Source organism: Neorhodopirellula pilleata (assembly GCF_007859915.1).
Classification (GTDB): Bacteria; Planctomycetota; Planctomycetia; order Pirellulales; family Pirellulaceae; genus Rhodopirellula; species Rhodopirellula pilleata.
The window spans coordinates 203,571-223,624 of record NZ_SJPM01000001.1 but is presented as its reverse complement, the minus strand read 5'-3'; the positions used below and the strand labels follow the sequence as shown (position 1 = coordinate 223,624).

At 57.0% G+C, this 20,054-nt stretch carries 13 protein-coding genes; 2 read left to right on the top strand and 11 right to left on the bottom strand.

Going from position 1 to position 20,054, the window contains the following annotated elements:
• Positions 1–39 precede the first annotated feature (39 nt).
• From Pla100_RS00640 to Pla100_RS00585, 11 genes are all read right to left on the bottom strand, one after another.
• A complete protein-coding gene (locus Pla100_RS00640) occupies positions 40–2,451 on the bottom strand; it encodes an ADP-ribosylation factor-directed GTPase activating protein isoform b (RefSeq protein WP_231602508.1) in 2,412 nt (803 codons plus the stop codon).
• Positions 2,452–2,873: 422 nt separating this feature from the next.
• The gene (locus Pla100_RS00635) at positions 2,874–3,869 is read right to left on the bottom strand and encodes a DMT family transporter (RefSeq protein ID WP_146575778.1); all 996 of its coding nucleotides are present in this window, start codon (positions 3,867–3,869) and stop codon (positions 2,874–2,876) included.
• Positions 3,870–3,879: 10 nt separating this feature from the next.
• Positions 3,880–5,244 (bottom strand): exodeoxyribonuclease VII large subunit, encoded by a 1,365-nt coding sequence (gene xseA / locus Pla100_RS00630; RefSeq protein WP_146575777.1) that lies wholly within the window; start codon positions 5,242–5,244, stop codon positions 3,880–3,882.
• The gene (locus tag Pla100_RS00625) at positions 5,244–6,563 is read right to left on the bottom strand and encodes an aminotransferase class V-fold PLP-dependent enzyme (protein WP_146575776.1); all 1,320 of its coding nucleotides are present in this window, start codon (positions 6,561–6,563) and stop codon (positions 5,244–5,246) included. The genes xseA and Pla100_RS00625 overlap by 1 nt, the downstream gene beginning before the upstream one ends.
• Positions 6,560–7,030: a Fe-S cluster assembly sulfur transfer protein SufU gene (sufU, locus tag Pla100_RS00620; RefSeq protein WP_146575775.1), complete on the bottom strand. Its 471-nt coding sequence runs from the start codon at positions 7,028–7,030 to the stop codon at positions 6,560–6,562. The genes Pla100_RS00625 and sufU overlap by 4 nt, the downstream gene beginning before the upstream one ends.
• A 349-nt stretch (positions 7,031–7,379) precedes the next feature.
• Entirely contained in the window at positions 7,380–7,640 is a 261-nt protein-coding gene (locus Pla100_RS00615; protein ID WP_146575774.1) for an RpnC/YadD family protein, read from the bottom strand.
• A 100-nt stretch (positions 7,641–7,740) separates the two neighbouring features.
• Complete coding sequence (locus Pla100_RS00610) at positions 7,741–8,151, bottom strand: Rpn family recombination-promoting nuclease/putative transposase (protein ID WP_146575773.1); 411 nt, start codon at positions 8,149–8,151, stop codon at positions 7,741–7,743.
• 478 nt (positions 8,152–8,629) lie between these two features.
• A complete protein-coding gene (locus Pla100_RS00600; RefSeq protein WP_231602506.1) occupies positions 8,630–10,426 on the bottom strand; it encodes a hypothetical protein in 1,797 nt (598 codons plus the stop codon).
• Positions 10,427–10,933: 507 nt separating this feature from the next.
• Positions 10,934–12,307 (bottom strand): DUF1501 domain-containing protein, encoded by a 1,374-nt coding sequence (locus tag Pla100_RS00595; protein WP_146575772.1) that lies wholly within the window; start codon positions 12,305–12,307, stop codon positions 10,934–10,936.
• Between the two features lie 155 nt (positions 12,308–12,462).
• Positions 12,463–15,141 (bottom strand): PSD1 and planctomycete cytochrome C domain-containing protein, encoded by a 2,679-nt coding sequence (locus Pla100_RS00590; protein WP_197167614.1) that lies wholly within the window; start codon positions 15,139–15,141, stop codon positions 12,463–12,465.
• Positions 15,142–15,555: 414 nt separating this feature from the next.
• Complete coding sequence (locus tag Pla100_RS00585) at positions 15,556–16,311, bottom strand: thioesterase II family protein (protein ID WP_146575770.1); 756 nt, start codon at positions 16,309–16,311, stop codon at positions 15,556–15,558.
• Between the two features lie 57 nt (positions 16,312–16,368).
• On the opposite strand from Pla100_RS00585, the gene Pla100_RS00580 reads away from it, so the two are divergent.
• Entirely contained in the window at positions 16,369–18,504 is a 2,136-nt protein-coding gene (locus tag Pla100_RS00580) for an AMP-binding protein (RefSeq protein ID WP_146575769.1), read from the top strand.
• A 230-nt stretch (positions 18,505–18,734) separates the two neighbouring features.
• Positions 18,735–20,048 (top strand): HD-GYP domain-containing protein, encoded by a 1,314-nt coding sequence (locus Pla100_RS00575; RefSeq protein WP_231602505.1) that lies wholly within the window; start codon positions 18,735–18,737, stop codon positions 20,046–20,048.
• Positions 20,049–20,054: the final 6 nt, after the last annotated feature.

Genomic DNA, 20,054 nt, shown 5'->3' with positions numbered 1-20,054 from the left:
AATCCCTTTCAAGCGAATGCAAACGGTATGCCAAGCGGGTCAGCGTTGCCGGCGAACGCTGCTACGTGCGGGCTGCGTTGCCATGCTCGGGGCGGGATAGTCGGCGGCGATGCCGTACATGCGGCGGTGATACATGGCCAATGACCGCAATGCATGCCCTCGATAGCCCACCGCCGAATCGTCAATCTGAATTCGCCCCATCGCGTTGACTAGGAACGTGATCGCACGGGACATTCGAATATCACCAAGTTCTTCGTCAGGCAGATGGGTCAATAAGAATTCAACCATGTGCCCGGTCGTTTGCACCTTGCGTGCTAGGTCACCGTTGTCTTCGGGTGATTCGAACCAGTTCGTGCTCATCGAGCCGTCGCGGTTTTGCAACGAGTAGGTGTATTGTACGAATTCATTCAGGAAATCTTCGGCTCGCTTCCACTGACCGGTGATCGGTTGGCCTTCGAGACGTCGTTTTCGCAGGGCGTGAGCGAACGACATCAAACGATGGGTTCCACCGCAGGCGGCACCCACGATGGGTTGCGAAAGCTCGGCGGCAATCAAACGATCAAAGTCCCATGTTTCGCCCTTGGCACCGGTCCATGTGGTGTCGGTGTCAAGGTAGTGCGACAAGCCGATCAATGTGAACGTTAATTCCTTGCCATCCTCGCAAGCAGCCGCTTCGACTTCGACGAGGTCTTTGATTTGGAAACGTTGATTGCCGACATAAAGTGGATAAGTCGACGGAACGCCCACGAGTGACATGATGGCGAGGAACTGCGCCTGATGTCCTTGCAATCCGGTGCCTTCGCGAACTTGGATTTTGCCACCCGCAGTTGTCATCAAGCGACTACCTCGGCACACGTTGTTGCCCGCCATCCACGCGATCGCACTATAGTTGCGCCCTCGTGCGATGATTCGAGTGTCCGCGCCGTAGGCCATGATCTGGTGCATCATGCCCCAATTGCTACGCGAGTCGGCGTTTTCAGTACGGGCATGAAAGGTTTGCAGCGTCCGCAGAACCGGCGACTTCAATCGAGCAATCGTCGGAGGGATGATTTCCAACGCGGTCGGCTCGGCGTGAAGTTTCAGACGGCCGGTCGCGTCAAGCTGCGACAACCTACCGACGGGCAACGGCTCGATGTCGTCTTGGGCCTCTTTGTCTTCTTGGACATCCTTTAAATCGATCTCTGATTCGGCGTTCTTGAGTTTGGACGCTTCTGCCAGTGGGCCATCGATCACGATCTTCAGCGGTTTGATATCCGTCGGGGACAGCCGTGCTGGTTTCGCATCGCCAGCGGACAGCATATCTTCGATCGTTAAATCGTTGGGCAAAGACACGTCGCCTTCGACTTCGGTCGGTTCGGAGGCTTCGCCATCGCCTTCGTTGCTACCTTCGTCGACAATCTTGGTCGGCGAAACTGGTGTGCTTGACGACGCGATTTCTGGTTCGACCAATTCGTCGAGTGGAGGCATCTCTTCGATCGGAGCGAGCGAGGATTGACTCGGTGAGGAATCCTCGGGACGCAGGACGTTTTCGTAAAGGGAGTCCGGCCCGGGGGTTCGCAACCCACTGCCGGTGACGGGACCGGTCGACGGGGGTTGTGGGGCTTCGTTATCAGAATCGTCTTGCGAGCCGGTCGGTGCCATGAACGCAGGAAAGTACTGGCGGTTGCCGACCGGCAGCGACGACAAGCTGCCCGGTAGAGTCGCCGAAGGACGCGACTCTGTCGTTCGCTCGGCATTACTTTCAGCCAGATCGGCAGGCAATTTCGCTGGCAACCCTTTGGGTAAACCCGATCCGACGGCTACAGGAGCCTGTAACTGAGCTACCGCGGGTGGGGCATCCGTGTGCGCCGCAATCTCTTTGTTTTGCGTATGACCGTGGTCTTCATGACTTTCGTTCTCAGGAACGTGAAGCACGATTTCCTGGCCACTCTGGCGAAAGCTGGGGACGTCCAATTGCCATGTGGTGCGAAACCCCAAGATTTGGGCGTCATCGCGGGTGACCAATCGGGCGGCGCGAGGTGTCGCCAGCGGAGTCGCTTGGGATGCACCGACCGTAGGCGCTACACGATCGGAAAAAGCGGGCGATTGAAGGGTCAATTCGGAATTCGCTGGTGCCGCTGGCGGAACTGGGTCGCGTCGTGGCGGCAATAGTTGAATCGTCGTGCCGGCCGGACGGGACGTTGAGTTGGCACCCTGGACATCACGAATTCCCACGACCGAGTGAACCGACTCGGTCGGTAGCGTGGACGGGACTTTCAGTTTTTCCGATTCATTCTCTTGGGCCGGTGTTTGAGTTTGACTCCAATCAATCGGTCGCCCGCTTTGCGAGACCGTCGTCACCGATGGACTGGCCGGATTCAAGGTGTTGGTCCATTCCAAGTTGTCCGCCAACGCGACACCACTCGATCCGACATCGCAGTGCATCACCCCGGTCGATACGCACCCGAACATGAGCCAAAAGCCGAGCTTTCGGCGATTTGAGCGGGACGCGAGACGAGTGGGGCGTTTCGATACGAGCACGACTGATTCTCCGGGTACGACGGGTCCTAACGTGTCTATCGGAAAAACGGACGATGATATTGACCCCAATGCCTGGCAGAACGTGCACCTTTTTCCATCCCCACCCCGCGATCGGCTGGATTGCCAAAAATCGGGTACGGCTAAAACCGTCAATCGGTGCGAATCAACGACACCATTCCTTCCGGCCAGCTTTCACTTGGCCCTAAACCTAAACCTAAACCTAAACTTAAACCTAAACTCAGTCGAAACACCGCCGTCGATACGGCGGCGATCCTGGTAGAAAGCGGTTTAAGTTTAAGTTTAAGTTGAGGTTTAAGTTCAAACTGACAGTGAAACGCCCGCGTGCACGGGTGTCACCGAATAGGCTCTTTCGACGTCTTCAACGGTCGTCGGGTCGCCAGCACCATCAACCCCGCCATCGTCAAGACGATCCCGCTGATGAGTTTCCATGTCGTCGGTTCGCTAAATAAAATCACTCCCGCCGTCGCCGCCATCGCAACTTGCGACGCGTTGAGCAAATGAACGGCGACGATCGGCAGGACTCGCATTGCCGTCGTGATGGCGACGAAGGCCACGAAGTTGAAAACCCCGGCGAAGATCATGGATTGCCATAGCCCCACCGTAAGTCCATCGAGGCTTTCCAAACCGATTCGCGAAAAAGCGATTGCCAGCAGCGCGGTCGTTCCGACCATGCCGCTGATCCACATCGCCGTCGCGCTTTGAAGCCCCTGCTGCATGCTCAAGCGCATCGTCGTGCTAAAAATCGCAAAGCTAACCCCCGACCCGACCGCGAACATCGCCCCGCTGAATTGTTCCCATCGCAAGGCATCCCCGGCAATGCCCGTCAGCGGAGTTTCGCCCGATTGCGACAACAGGAACACGGCCGCGATCAAAATCGTGATCGCGATCGCCGTGCGTCGTTGCACCGACTCGCCCAATATCCATCGGCCCAACACCGCGCTGGCGATCAACAACGATCCCAAGGTAATCGGCACCGTGGCGGCCAGCCCGATCTTTCCCAAGGCGAACTGAAACGAACCATTGCCGCCGACCTGGCCGATCAAACTGACCAGCATAAAGCGAGGGATCAAATGCGGGCTGACTGCGACGCGGCGGCCGGTCCATTTCATCGCCAACAAATACGGCGTCAAAAACACGATTGTGGGTCCGGATTTCATCGCGGCGACGAAGAACGAATCGACCGAGACTGATTGCCGCAGCGCAATATTGGACAACGTGTAGAACACCGCCGAAATGAAACCGCAAGCGATCCCAACCGAGATTCCCGGATGTGCTGCGGATTGCGAGAACCGTTGCCGTAACGTCAATGAACAATCAGTGGGGTCCATGGATGCGATATCAATCCGACGAAACCGTCGAACGGATTTCGCCGTCATCGACGCGGCTGATCAACGTATCGCCCGGCTTAACCTGATCAACGCTGCGGATGACTTGGCGGGCTTCGGTCTCGGTCACGCTGTAACCTCGCGCCAGAACGCTCAGCGGCGACAGCGCCGAGACCGCCGTGGCGGCTCGGCCGAGTCGGTGTTGACGCTCGCGCCATTGCCTCCACACCAGTTCCCGAAGCCGATAATCTAAATCGTCGACGATCCGGCTGCGTTCATGAATCAGCTCCATGGGGTTGTGGAAGATCGGCCGGGATTCGATCCAACGCAAACGTTCGGTGAAGTTTTCAACGCGGCGAAACAATGACCGACGCATCGTCGCACCGAGCGCGTCGAGCACATCGACCAAGACTTCCCGGTCGGGCAACACGCGACTGGCCGCATCGGTCGGCGTCAACGCTCGCACGTCCGCGACGAGATCCGAAAGCGTCACATCGATCTCGTGACCGACCGCTGAAACGGTCGGAATATGCGACTTGGCTAACATGCGCACGAAACGCTCTTCGTTAAACGACCACAAATCCTCGAGCGACCCGCCGCCGCGCGAAACGATCAACACGTCCGGTCGAGGACGCAGACGATGGGCCGACTTCAGTCCCTCGATCAATTGATCGACGCTGCCCGCACCTTGCACGCTCGATGGAATGACGACGATTTCGACGCCCGCATGACGTGCCGCGGCGGCCTGCAAGAAATCTCGGATCGCCGCACCGGAGGGACTCGTCACGATCGCGATCTTTCGAGGCAATCGCGGCAATGGGCGTTTTCGTTCCGCCGCGAACAAACCCTCCGCTTCAAGTTTGGATTGCAACTGTGCGAACGCGAGTTGCAACGATCCCATGCCCTGTGGCTGGCACTTGCGCACCACCAACTGCACTGAACCGCGAGCCGCATAAACCTCGACATCGCCGTAGCACAACACACTTTGTCCGTCGTCGAGTTCAAACGGTAGCCGCTCGGCAACGCTGCGCCACATCACGCCGCGAAGGACCGCACGCTCGTCTTTGAGCGTGAAATACAAATGGCCGCTGCGGGGACGGGCGATGTCCGTGATCTCACCGGCCACCCACAAACTCGACAACGACGATTCGATCGCCTGCTTGATCTTTGTATTGATCTCGTAAACGCTGAGTGCTTCTTCCGGGGTCGATGCCGGTTTGGGCCGGACGGATTTCTTTTTGACCAACCGTTTGCTCGTCGTGCTTGCAAGGCGTGATGCAACCGGTTCGCCCACCGAGCTCCCACCACTTGCGTCGTTGTCTCCGCCGTCTTCGCCACCATCGAAGTTGAACGCGAACTGTTGAGGGTCCCCGCTCATCAAGTCGTTCGGCCCGTTTCGGATTGATTTGCCGACGAAGTTTGCGAACGACGTGAGCGCCGACGTCGTCCTGATTTGGCGAACTTGGCTCGCACGTCTTCGACGGCTTGCAAGAATTGATCGACTTCCTCGTCGGTGTTGTAAAGATAGCAGCTCGCTCGCGCCGAAGCTGTGATTCCGACGGCATCGTGTAAGGGCATGGTGCAGTGATGACCTGCCCGCACCGCAACGCCCCGGCTATCTAAAAACTGGGACACGTCATGGGCGTGGACGCCTTCGATCACAAAACTATTGATTCCACCTTTGAACTCGGCATCCGGTCCGATGATCCGCACACCGGGGATCGCTCGCAAGCCTTGGTCGCAACGTGCACCGAGTTGCTTTTCGTGTTCGTGGATTCGGTCCATGCCCAAGTCTTGCAAGTATTTCAATGCCGCTTGCAACCCGATCGCTTCGACGATCGGGGGCGTGCCGGCTTCGAACTTTTCGGGAAGTTCGTGGGTGGTGAACCCGTCGATGGTGACCAATGAGATCATCCCGCCGCCGCCGAGGAACGGTGGCATCGATTCGAGGATCGCCCGCTTTCCGTACAACACACCGATGCCCGTGGGACCGCAAACCTTGTGACCGCTGAAAACGACGAAGTCGGCGTCCCAGGACTGCACGTCGATGGCCCAGTGTGGTGCCGCTTGAGCCGCGTCGACCAACACCGTCGCCCCCGCTTGGTGAGCCATCGCTGTCCAACGCTCGACGGGATACTCCGATCCCAACGTGTTGCTGGCGGCCCCGAACGCGAACAATCTCGGACGATGGCGGTTGAGGTATTCGCCGACGACCTCATCGCTGATCAAAAAGTTGTCGTCGATCGGGACGAACTCCACCCGACACCCTGTCCGAGCGGCGAGTTGGTGCCAGGGCACAATGTTGGCGTGGTGCTCGCTGATCAACAACAGGATCACGTCGTCTTGCCTGAGATTCGCGTCGCCCCATGAGCGAGCGACCGTATTGATTCCGGCGGTCGTTCCGGCGGTGAAGATGACTTCCGATACCGACGAGGCATTCAAAAAGTCACAGGTGGTTTGGCGGGCGTTCTCGTAGGCCTGAGTGGATTCTTCGCTGAGCGTATGAATGCCGCGATGGACGTTGCTGTAGTAATGTCGGTAACAATCGTTCATCGCCTCGATCACCGAAACGGGCCGCTGCGTGGAGGCCGCGTTGTCGAAATAGACGAGCGGTTCGCCGCTGCTGGCATGGCGCTCCAAGACCGGGAATTCCAGGCGAATCTTGGCGACGTCGAGCGATTCGGCGAGCGTACTCACTGTTCCTCTCCCAGCGACGGGCCGCCGACGCTGCCACCGAGCGGGCCGCCCAAAGCGGACGACAGATCCTCTTCTTCACATTCATCGCCAACCGGGCTGTGCAGCGCCGTTTGCACCACTTTCCAGACCAACAAACAGCATTTTTGGCGGTTCGGGGTCAATTTGGGTCCGAACAGATCGAGCATTTCGTTGGCGGAGAATTCCTTCACCTCCTCGATCGTTTTGCCCTCAATGGCTTCGATCAGCATCGACGCAGACGCCTGGCTGATCACGCACCCTTCCCCGTCGAACCAGGCTTCGGCGACCCGACCGTTCTCGTCGAGCCGCAGATCGACATGGATTTTATCACCACACAGGGGGTTTTTTCCCGCGTGGGCGTGCGTCGCCGATTCGAAAGGGCCGCGGTGGTAAGGATCTTCGTAATGATCCAAGACGTGCTCTTCGTAGATATCCTGCTCGTTCGGCATCAGCGATCAAGTGTTCAGTTCGAGAAAATAGTGATGGCAGACGCCGCGAAAAAAGAAATCGCAGCGTTTCGACTAATTAACTCTACGCAAGTTGTCAAAAAAAGGAACGCCAACGAGGCTGTCGATGGGAAAAAAGGTATCGGTGGGTCGAGCGTCGTGGCGGACCCGAAACGCATCGTTTGACCCCACGCGATCGGATTCGACTGTTTTCCCCCGCCATTAGCAGTATCGAAGCTGTCGAGGTTTTGGAAGCTCTGATACGTACCATTTCCAACTACGAATCGGGTCTCTGGAGCAAGACCCGATCCGGGCAGTCGTAGATGCACTGCGGTCATCGCAAGTTAATGGGTCACGCTTGACGGTCTCGGAGGCGTTGCTGCAAAGATGCAAGCTGGGTTGTAAGTGTACTCACGCTGATTTGAGCCAAGGTGGTCACCGCCGATGGTTCCTCACCGAGCAAATCTTGTAGTAATCTAACCTTCCCAATCAACTCGCCCTTTTCAAGCCCTACCCGCTCACCTTCCGCAAGCCCTTCTTCTCGTCCTTCTTCACGGGCACCTGAGATGGCCCATTCGTAGTCTCGTTGGGCTTTTTCGCGTTGGTCGTACATTTGTTTGTTCTCCGTTTTGGCGGAAATGATTTCGATCGTGGAGATTCTACCGTATGGACTTCGATCGCGTTGGATAACTCCTTGCCGCTCTTGCGATCGATCATTTGGAACCGATGGTGTGGCTGCTCGGATTTCGAAAAAGCACACGATCGAGCAGGCAGATCGAGATCGACGGGGACGCCAGGGCATAGTTGCTGCCGGGAGACAGTTGGTCGACGTACATGCTGCAGGCATAGTAAACGAGTCGTTCGATCAGACCCGCGTAAACGGAAACCTGCATTTCCACGTTCAACCAACGGCCGGAATCGTCTCGACACCGGACATCGAGCACGATCAGTTTGCTTTCGGCAAACTCTTGGTAACTAAACGGGTTAAGAACCTCGACGGCAACGATCGCCTGCTTAAGATCGAGGATCGCATTGAGCAACCCGATCAGAGCGGCCGAATTCTGAGGCAAGCCGAAGATCATCTTGAACGCGAAATCGACGGTCGGACGGATTCCAAGCAGCATGAATTGACCAAACGGCAATGGGAAACGAATGGTAAGAATGCCGATAGTTTATCGAAATCAATCTCCCCATGTTCCCACTTGCCTTCCGTGCCGCGATCGCCGGGCGGCATTGTGACGGATGCTGCTAGCGGGCTGTTGATTTAGTGCACGATTGGGCGTTTTCGTTTAACGGCAAGCCGCAGGCGTCTGCGTTCTCAAGCTCTGTCGCCTGCGGCTTGCCGTTAAACGATTAAACCGACAGCGCCTAGCGGGCTGTTGATTTAGTTGTACACCGAATGACAACAACTAGCCGATGGGCGTTAGCCCCGGTTAACGGCCGTGGAAACCGCCGCTAACGCGGTACGGCTAATTAAATCAACAGCCCGCTAGCTGCGGGCTTTATGGCAAGTAAGCCGACATGCGAGGCCCGTGGCTAGCGCCATCGGCTCACAGAAATTGCCTAAACCGCTAACTCAACAAGCCGCTGAGGCGGTGACATTCACAGCTCGCGGGCGAAGGTCGGATTCCACATTGATCGGTAGCCGATCGGGCGGAATTGCGGGCGGGCAGCTTGGGAGTGATTGCGGTAGCTACCGCTGCGGTAGGACGCTTCGCGTTCGCTCAGTTCGGGCAAATCCACCGGGTCGGTGTCTCGAGGATCGGACGAGTTGGTGTCATCGCTTGGGGCGTCGAACAGATCGTTGAGCTCTTCGCGATCCTTGTCCGTATCGTCTCGCTCGGGCGCACCAAACTCAACGCCACCCATCCGTGATTGAGGTTTCTGGGAGTCGCTTTGGGCGGGCGGTTCGAGAACCGAGTCGCCGTCGTCCTCGGGGTCCACCCGGTTGCTGCGGACCGAAGAGTCGTCCGGTTGTGTCACGATCGACGACGAACTGGGGTAGTCCGTTGATGGATACGAATACGATGGCATCGGCGAGGAACTGATCACCGGAGAGAACGACGAATAACCACTGCCGATCGCCGGGCTGAACGGGTCGACGTACGATAGCGGAAGACGCTGTACGACTTGCCGGGGGACCATTCGCTGCACCGTATACGGTTCATACTTCGGTACCGTGACCGGACGCATCACTTTGCGACGAACCTCTTCTTGTTCGTAGTACTTCACGGTGACCGGCTCGCGGCGAGTTTCGTAGACCATGCGGGTCGATTGAACGGGAACTTTACGCACCTGTTCTTCGGCGACCCAACGTTGGTTTTGAACGGGAACTTTGCGGGTGAGCGTTTCGGTAACCGGGCGTTGCACCGAATAGGGAACTTTTCGGACCGTCGTCTCGGGAACCATCCGTGTACGCTGAACCGGAATGTTTTGCGTGACGACTTCCGATTGCATGCGTTGCACTTGGACGGGCACGTTTTGTGTGACGACTTCCTGTTGCATCTTCATCACGGTCACAGGCCGTTGGACCTGCTGCACTTCCGGCACGTAGGACGTTTGTGCGATTTGTTGTTGAACCAAATTGGGCCGATAGACCATTTGGGTTTGCACTTGAGGCGGGGTGGCCACGGGAATCGCGACGGGAGCTCCACGGTTCCACCACAGGATGCCCAAAGGTCCGGGCGCGGCATAGGCACGTGGATTCCAACCGAGCGCCGTTCCAACGCCGCCGGGCGTGACGGTCGTTTGTGGAACGTATCCGCCCGCGTCGACGGTTTGCGCTTGCATGGTCGTGACGGGGCGATAAGACGTGACCGTGTCGGTTTGGTACTGAGTTTCGACAACCGGACGCTGCACCGTATACTGTTGTTGGTAAACTTGAGTTTCGGTGACAGGACGCTGGACCGTGTATTGTTGTTGGTAAACTTGAGTTTCGGTCACCGGGCGATAGGTCGTGACTTGCTCTTCGCGCTCAGCCGTCTCGGTCACGTAGCGTGTTTGCGTCACGGTCTCGTCGCGGTAGGACGTTTCGACGACCGGTTTATAGATCGTGTATCGTTCTTCGCGGAAACTGGTTTCGGTCACCGGTTTAGCGACGCGGTATTCTCGTTCTTCGACGCGTGTCTTGAGCACCGGGCGATAACTTGTGACTTCCTCTTCGACCATCTGCGTTTCGTAGGTGACCCGCATCCGCTCAACTAATTCAGGTTGCATGACGGTCTCGCACTCGAGCCGGTAGGCCGGTTCAAAACAGCAACCTTCTTGAGCCTCAGCGGTCGTATCGATCGAAGTGGTTATCCCGATCGCACCTACAATGAGGGCGGTCAACAGACGACGACGAGCGGCGGGCGACTTCAAGGTGGTAGTACACATGGGAGAGGTGACAGTCCGATTCATGATGTTCCTGGTTGAACGAGGGTGAACAAACCCATCAACAAATCTTGGGCCATTGACGTTCGGTCGGAATCATTGCATCGTCCGACGCGGAGGGAACCCCGCTCGGGCAAGACCGAAGTCAAAAAGTTACACACTGCTTAAGCGTAGGCAAGACTTCAGAAAATTGTGGAAAAAACCGGCCAAAAACGACACTTTTGCTAGACCCCCGATGGGGTAAATTCGCCAGATTGCCGAGACTGTTTAATCGTCGCCACAATCGTTGTTTTTTCGCAACGTGATCTCGCGGGTTGTCCCGACACCAGCGTAACCGCTCGCTCGCCGGCGTGTTGATTTAGTGCACGTTTGGGCGTTTTCGTTTAACGGCAAGCCGCAGGCGCCAGCGTTTTAATTCTCTGTCGCCTGCGGCTTGCCGTTAAACGATTCAATCAACAGACCGTCGCGCGTCGGGCTTGTATGTTTGCGGCGTAGCCGCCTTGAGCGGCCGCCGAATCGCTTCCGCCGCTCGTACTAAGCCAAAATGGCCTCGGCGACCCTGCCGTGGATGTCGGTCAGCCGAAAATCGCGGCCGGCGTAAGAATACGTGAGCCGCTCGTGGTCCAAACCGAGTAGATGCAGGATCGTCGCGTGTAAATCATGCGTGTGCATCTTGCCTTCGATGGCTTCTTGGCCGAACTCGTCGGTTTGCCCATATGAAAAACCTGACTTCACTCCTCCGCCGGCCATCCACATCGTGTAGCCCTTGTGGTTGTGATCGCGTCCGTCGACGCCTTGGACCACCGGGGTGCGCCCGAATTCACCTCCGAACAACACCAACGTGTCGTCGAGCAAACCACGCTCGTCCAAATCGTTTAATAACTCCGCGATCGGTTGGTCGACCGCTTCGGCGTGCATCGCGTGATCGGTCGTCAGGTTGGCGTGTTGATCCCATCCATCATGGCTGACTTCGACAAACCGCACTCCGGCTTCGAGAAACCGCCTCGCCATCAGACATTGACGCCCGAACCCCGCCGTCTCGTCACGGTCGAGCCCGTAGCGGGTTTGGGTCGCTTGAGTCTCGTCGTCGATCGACATCACTTCAGGCACCGTGTCTTGCATCCGGAATGCCAATTCATACGACTCGAGCACGCCTTCGACTTCACGATCATCACCGCCGGCGGTCAAATGCGATTGGTTGAGCGACTGAACGAAGTCGAGCTGTCGCCGCTGCGTCGGTGGATCGATCAACGGGTTGGCGATGTTAGGGAACTTGGCGACACCGCGTTGGATCTTGATCGGCGTGCCTTGGTACGCGGCGGGCAGGAACGAACTGCCGTAGTTCTGGCCTCCGCCGTTGCCGGAAGGCGGGTTCAAGCTGATGAAGCCAGGCAAGTTTTCGTTCTCGGTTCCCAAACCGTAAATCGTCCAAGCGCCGACCGACGGTCGAACGAACTGCGACGTTCCCGTGTGCATCTCCAAGAACGCTTGCGGGTGCGCGGGAACGTTCGTGTTCATCCCACGCAGCAAACACAACCGATCGGCTTGCTCGGCGATCTTGGGAAACAGATCCGAAACCCAAAGACCGGACTCGCCGCGTTGACGAAACTTCCAACGCGAGGCCATCAGTTTGCCGTGACTGGTTCGCGCCCCTGGATAAAACATCGCTCGACCGTCGTTGCGTTGCAATTCAGGTTTGTAGTCGAACGAATCGACGTGTGACGGGCCGCCACTCATGCACAAGAACAACACACGCTTGGCACGCGGCGCGAAGTGGGTCGGACGAACCGATAGCGGCCCGGCCGACTCACGCCGGTCGGCTGCGTCGGATTTCGAAGCGATTCCCGCAAAAGCCAGGTATCCGAACCCGGACGACATGGATTGAAGCACGTGGCGTCGAGATAACATGGGTGGTTGCCTTGGTTGAAAGTGTCGGTAAGCGGATTGGTGAGAAGGTTGGGAAGGCGTCGTTGTCTAGCTTGCGAACCTTATTCACCCACGAGACGAGCTCGTGGGGGTCAAAAAAGATGTGTGGTATAAAAAGGCTAGAAACCTATCTCACGTTATGGCGTAGACCGGAACTCGGCGGTCGCCATCAACGATTGACAAAACAACGTCCATGCTCGGATCGGGGTCGTCCGTTTGGATTGGTCGATGAACCCGATCGCCAATTTGCGTTCGTCCGCACGCGGACTCCGCGCGAGGATCGTTTCGAATGCCGCCTCGACGCGCTGTTGGGTGGAATCGAATTCGTGAATCAACGAACGCGCCAGATGCGTGGCGTTTTCAATGGCAAACGGATCGTTCATGAAAAACAACGATTGCGACGCGACCGTGGTTGTTTCTCTTTCTCCGGTCACCAAACTCGCATCGGGAAAATCGAACGCATCCAAAATCGGATCGATGTGATCGCGGAGAACAGGCAGATAAACCGAGCGTGATTGCGATAGCTCGGGGAATTCTTGAGTGCTCGTTTCCGACGCGGCGTATCCCATCATGCCGAAGCCCGCACGCCCGCGAAATCTTTCGAGCGATCGGACCTGCCCTTCACCCAAACGCAAGACCGGTGAGCCGACTGGAGGCTCCAAATCCAACGTGCCACAAACATGCAGGACGGAATCGCGAATCGATTCGGCCGGCAGTCGCTTGCGCGGATGTTTCCAAAGATAAACGTTGTCCGGATCGATCGATTCGTTGGCCGCCTCGGTGGTTGAATCCAAACGATAAGCTCGCGTGGAAACCATCTCGCGAATCAACGTCTTGACCGACCAACCTTGGTCGATGAACGACTTCGCAAGATAGTCTAACAACTCGGGATGGCTGGGCAGTCGCCCGGTGGTTCCAAAGTTGTCCGGCGTGGCCACCAATCCGCGACCGAACAGGTGTTGCCAAACACGATTCACCATCACCCGAGCGGTTAACGGATGATTCGGATCGGTCAACCAAGCCGCTAAATCTAAACGCCCGCTGCCTTCATGGATCTCCGGCAACTCAGGACCTTCGATGACCGTTGGAAAACCGCGAGTGACGATCTCCGAAGGGCGATCGAGTTCGCCTCGCAAGAACACGGGCAAATCGATCGGGTCCGCTTCACGGGTACACATCACCAACTTTCTCGCGTTGCCATCGTCATCGTAATGGGACAACTTGGATTTCAATGTCGCCGTGCGGACAATTTTTGCGACTCGTCCGGCTTGCGTCGCTGGCATTTGTTCGGTCTGTTCCAACTGACGCTCCAAGAACTCTCGTTCGCGAGACGTCATGGTTGCCCCGACGGGCAAGTCGACAAATCGAGGCAGCTCGATTAAGCCGGTGGTCCGGTTGACCTGCACCGTGCGGGCTCCGCCGAACAACGCTTCGCTACTGGCGAAAATTCCCGCGAGGGCGTAATAGTCTTTTTGCGAAACGGCATCAAATTTGTGATCGTGGCAACGAGCACACGCGATCGTCATCCCCATGATCCCTCGGCTGACCGCATCGACTTGTTCATCGATCACGTCCAACAGAAACTGACGCTGATCACGCTGGATGTGAGATTTCGGACCGATCGCGAGATATCCGGTCGCGATGATCGACTGGGCCTTCTGAACTGAATCCTTTGCCGCAATCAGGTCGCCGGCGAGTTGCTCGGTGATGAACCGATCGTAGGGCGTGTCGTTGTTGAACGCGTTGATGACATAGTCGCGATAACGCCAAGCGAATGGATAAAAGATGTTCACTTCCTTGCCACTCGATTCGGCAAATCGGGCAACGTCGAGCCAGTGCCGCCCCCAGTGCTCACCGAATTGAGGCGACTCGAGTAAGCGATCCACCAACGCATTCAATGCGGCAGCGTCATCGCGTGAGTCATTGACAAAACGTTCGACTTGCTCGGGCGTCGGCGGAAGTCCGGTCAAGTCCAAGCTTACTCGGCGTATCAGTTGACCGCGAGAGGCATCGGCCACAGGATTCAGCCCACGCTGTTTCATCGCGTCGTACAGGTATCGGTCGATCGTGCTGGTCGACCATGGGTCGGACGACGTCTCGATGCGTTGGCTCGGGCGCAGTTGCTGGTAACTCCAGTGCGCTCGTCCGCCTTCCCAATCGATCGACGACTCGGGCAGTTCCACCTCGACCGGTCGGTCTTCCGATTCGCGTGGGTCGGGCGCGTTCATCGACACCCAGGTTTCAAAGTCTTTGATGACGTTGTCCGGCAAACGGCCTTTGGGTGGCATCAACGAAAAATCTTCGCCGTGCAACGCCATGACGAGCAAACTGTCGGCGGGATCTTCGTCCAAGATCGAACCGCTCGCGCCTCCTCGACGAAGGTGATGTTTGTCATCCAAACGCAAACTGCCTCGCAATTGCCCCGACAATTCGGAGTGGCATGAATAGCACTTCGCGGTGAGGACCGGCTCGATTCGATCGTGAAAGAATTTCGCTTGGGCCGGCGTGACCTCATCGAGCGATTCGTCGGCGAAATTCGGCAGTACCGCCCGCAATGGATTACCAGCGACCGGACCGGCGATGGGATCGAAGGGAAGATCCGCGCGAGTTTGATCCCGCCGCAACGTGAAAAGTCTTTCAAATTCGCGGGCGTCGATCGCCGAGTCGTTGTTCTGGTCCAGACCCGCGAACGTGGCCGCGTTGGCATTCTCGGCCTGCAAGCGTGGCACGAATTCACCGATCTTTCGAAACTCTTCGAGCGTTAACTCTCCGTCGTTGTCTTGGTCAAGACGCGTGATCGGAAACGATCGTCCCATTTGACCGTGAGCACTCGAAAATCCGACGAAAGCACAAAACAGCAGGACGCACGTTCGCATAGCTGGGGTCTCGGCACACAGAGAAGCGAGTCGACAAGATTAGAGGAGTATTCGGTCAAACCCCCGGTGGAACGGAAAGTTTCGCGAATGTCAATCTATGGGATTTTTTTCTAGCGTTCGCAACACAAGCCCGACGCGCGACGGCGTGTTGATTGAGTGCACGTTTGGGCGTTTTCGTTTAACGGCAAGCCGCAGGCGCCTGCGTGTTCAAACTCTGTCGCCTGCGGCTTGCCGTTAAACGATTCAATCAACAGACCGGCGAGCGAGTGGTTCCGATGGATGTGAAAGAGCGAATCGAGCCCACTCGCTCGCGCGTCGGGCTTGTATTGGCGTGGCGCAGCCGCTTTGAGAAGTTTATCGCATGCTACGGGCCATCGTTTGGACCTCATTCAAACTCGCCAGCGGAAAGAAATGATCTCCGGGCAGAATTCTCAAATCGAACGGACCGGTCGTCTTTTGACACCAGTCTCGCATTCGTGATGCGTCAGCGGCGCGATCTTGCGATCCGGCCAAGGCGATCACTGGAAGGTCGAGCGGAGTTTCGGTTTGGTCTTGGTACGATTCCAACAAGCTTAGCTCGTGCCGAACCGTCGGCAGGAACAACGCCATCGCTTCTTTGCTTTCGCGCAGAGCCTTCGGGATCCCGCCGAATCGCTCGTCGAGTTGGTCGGCAAACGTTTCGTCGTCCAAGTGCGTGATCGGTGATTGCTGGCCTAATCGGTTGGGTGCCGACATGGCCATGACAATTAATCCTGCGACGGGACGATGCCGAACGGTCTCATCCCCACACAAGGCTCGGGCGATCCGGTAAGCGACCAAGGCACCGAAGCTATGTCCGACCAACACGGGAGGCTGTTCGGTTTCGGGCAGGTGAGCGACGAGTTGGTCAACGAGTTCCTCGATCGATCCTGAAAGTGGATCGTGAAATCGACTTTCCCGACCGGGCATCGAAGCGAAGACCAAATTCACGTCCAGCGGTGATTCGCGGCAGGATCGGATGAGCGCCGAGGCTCCACCACCTGCGTGGGGGAACCAAACCATCGTTAAACGCTCTGCTGAAAAATCGCCGATGATGCGGTAGCAGGGGTTGGTCGTTCGCTTTTCTTCCATCCGGGTGGGGTCTATGTTAGTGGCTCACAATTCGCCGAGTCGCTTTCTCAATTTCATATGCCTCTTCCAGTTCCAAACGTCGCCACGCTGGGAACGTTCCCGGCTTGCTTGCGGCAACGATTTCAAACTCATCCCGAACGGATCGCGTTGACGTTTCGCGGCGAAGCGAACGGATCGACGGACCGCGATAGCGTGTTGACCTATGGTGAACTGGAATCGCGCGTCGAAGAATTGGCTTGGCGGATGATGACCGATTCGGACCACCCGATCCACCCCGGTGATCGGGCGCTGCTGTTGTTTCCCGCGGGGATTGAATTCATCGTTGCCTTTTTGGCTTGTCAGTATTGCCGGATGATTCCCGTTCCGACGAGTTTTCCCAAACCCGGCCGGGCAATGCCGAGGCTTGATACGGCGGCAAGCGATTGCCGACCTTCTCGCCTAATCGCCGATTCGAAAACCCTCGCCGGCATCGATCTACAGCGTGTCGGTGCGGAAGTCGCCCGAGCGAAGTTTGTCGCATCCGACGCGATCGCCGATCACACTGGCCAGCGGATCGATTTCGGCGATCGGCTCGAATCCGTTGTGCCCGATGATTTGGCGTTGTTGCAATACACGAGCGGATCGACGAGCCAGCCCAAGGGGGTAATGGTGTCGCACGCGAACCTGATGGCGAACTTGGAATCGATTCGTCTCGCGTTTGGTTTGTCAGACGCTTTGATGACCGACGACGAACCGCCGGCCGAGAACATGGTCAAGAGCGTTTTCTGGTTGCCTCCCTTTCATGATATGGGATTGATCGGCGGTATTTTAGAGACGTTGTATGTCGGCGGTCACGCCTTGTTGATGTCACCGCGAACGTTTCTGACCCGTCCGCTCGAATGGCTCGACGCGATCTCAAAGACAGATGCTTGGATCAGTGGCGCGCCCAACTTCGCTTATCAATTGTGTGTCGATCGAATTGATCAAAACGAAGCGGCCAAGTTGAACCTCGCCGGTTGGAAGATCGCGTTTTGCGGTGCGGAACCGATTGCCGCCGAAACGCTCACTCGGTTCGCCGAACATTTCGCAGTCTCGCGTTTTTCCACAACCGCATTCACTCCGTGTTACGGATTGGCCGAATCAACCCTTTTGGCGGCGTGCAAACCCCGGTACACCGAATGGAAAACGACACTCATCCGCCGCGATGATCTGATGCGTGGCAAGGCGACCGAAGCGTCCTTTAAAGAACCGCTTGCCAATGTCAAGCGAATCGTCGCGTGTGGCCCGGCGGGCGAAGGCACGACAATCGCCATCGTCGACCCGGAAACCTCTCGCGGCCTACCCGAACGACAGGTCGGAGAAGTCTGGGTGCAAGGCCGATCGGTGGCGACCGGATACTGGGGACGACCGGACGCGACGACCGAACGTTTTCAAGCGATACTTTCGGATCAACCCGATGGCGGCCGGTTCCTTCGCACGGGTGATCTTGGTTACCTCGACGCAGGCGAATTGTACATTACCGGACGTATGAAAGACGTGATCATTCTGCGTGGTCGAAATCACTACCCTCAAGACATCGAATCGTCGGCCAAGGAGAGTCTTGATGGTGTCATCACCCAGTGTGTCGCGGTGGCTTCGGTGGACGCCGAGTCCGAATCGCTCGCGGTGATCGCCGAAGTATCGCGTCATTCGAGTGACGACGAGTTACCCGACATGGCACGCGTCATTCGGCGACGCGTGATCGAAGACCACGAGATCGATCCTCGCGTCGTGTTGTTAACGCGTCCGGCCGCTATCCCGGTCACAACGAGTGGCAAGGTCCAGCGGCAAGCGGCAAAGCATTTACTGGAAACCAATCAACCCAACGAACGATATCGCTGGTCTCGCCCGTCGGTGATTGACGGGGTGCTCGCCGAACAACTGCCCCCGTTGCCGCAACCGAGCGATCTGCCGCCACGTGAAGAGACCCGGTCTCAAATCCAACGATGGCTGATTGCTTGGATGATCGCCCGCGGTGGCTTGTCGCATGAGGATGTACTCGCCGACACGCCGTTTTCAAGAAACGGATTGGATTCTCTTGCCGCGATCGAATTGAGCCGCGAGTTGGAAGATTGGCTCGGGATCGTCTTGCCGATTGAATTTGCGACTAGCGACCCAACCCCGGCTGACATGGCTGATTACTTGACCGACCAATTGATCGTCAACCGAACTTGATTGGATGATTTCGGGGCGGGTGCCGGTCGAAAGGAATGCGCCGAACCGACACGTCCGTTCCGCCCCATCGGCTTCGTTTTATCGACGTCGGCTCATTCTGCTGCGCAGCGAGTTCGATATCTAACACAACGCCCAGTGGGCGGACGCTGCTACCAAAAGGGCACTTTGGAATCGGGCTAGGCGGTCGACATCTTTGTTGTTCCCCCCCAATCCTAGTTCTAATGCCCTCAGTGTCTTCGAATCGATCTGAATTCGCGCAAGTACCTCTTTCCGCACTGACCCTCGGCAGCGTTCTTTCGGCTCCGATTTTCGAGCCGGGATCTGAACGCACGAAACTCCTTGGCAAGGACGTCCAGATTGACAGTGGTGTCCTTCAGAAGCTCGCTTCTCGCGGAGTCGCTTATGTATCGGTTAGCAAACGTGACCTAGCGGCGATGACGGCGGGTCAACCTCAAGGCAACCGCAAGGAGGTCGACGACCATGAATACCGACCGGTGGAATTGCAAACCGAGCATTCGCAAGAAGTCGAATCGCTAATTGCGGAAACTCCTAGCGGCGAGTTGCCAACGACATCTCTCGATCCGCGTTGGAACAATCCGCCGACAACGAAATATGATCCCGCTGCGGTCAATGAAAAATTGCGTGAACGCGAAAGCCACATTTCGTACGTTGAATCGGTTTTTGGAGAGTTGATCACTCACGGCGGAACCGAAGACGGCGATTTGTCCGTCGTGTGCCGACGTTCGATCGTATCGGTGCTCGAAGACAAGGATCTGTTCATGCGTTTGGGGCTCAATCCGTTCGACAGCGAATACCCATCACGACACAGCTTGCATGTCAGCTCAGTGGCCATATCGATCGGCGTGATGCTGGGGCTGGAAGACCAAAGCCTGCATGACCTCGGTACCGGATGTTTGGTTCACGACATCGGAATGCTAAAGCTTGATTCGACTTTTTATCGCGCCAAACGCAAACTACGCCCCAAGGAGCTGGAGTACCTCGCTCAACATCCGATTCTGACACTCGATGCGCTGGCAAACTCAGGAGTCGAACTTTCCCGCATTGCACGAATCGTGGCCTACCAGGTTCACGAGCGATGTGACGGCAGCGGGTACCCACGGGCGATGCGTGACGAGCATATTCATAGCTTATCGAAGATCGCGATGGTGGCTGATATGTACGTCGGACTCGTTTCGAACCGTCCGCACCGCCGCGCGTTGATGCCCTACCACGCCATCACCAAGATCCTCAACGCAATTCCCGAAGGCAAGTTCGATGCCAAGGCCGTGCGGGGGCTATTGCATGCGATGTCGCTGTTTCCGATCGGATCATTTGTCGAGACGCACGACGGTCGAGTCGCCCGCGTGGTGCGTTCAACGGGCGAGACCTACATGCGCCCGGTCATCGAATTTTGGAATCCGAAGCATCAAATATACGAACCCAACTTAGTCAATCTTGCCCAAGAACCCGAAATTCAAATCAAACGAGCGATTCCTGCGCCGTCAATCTCGCCATCGATCGGCCGCCGAACACGCGTTGCTTAAGCCATT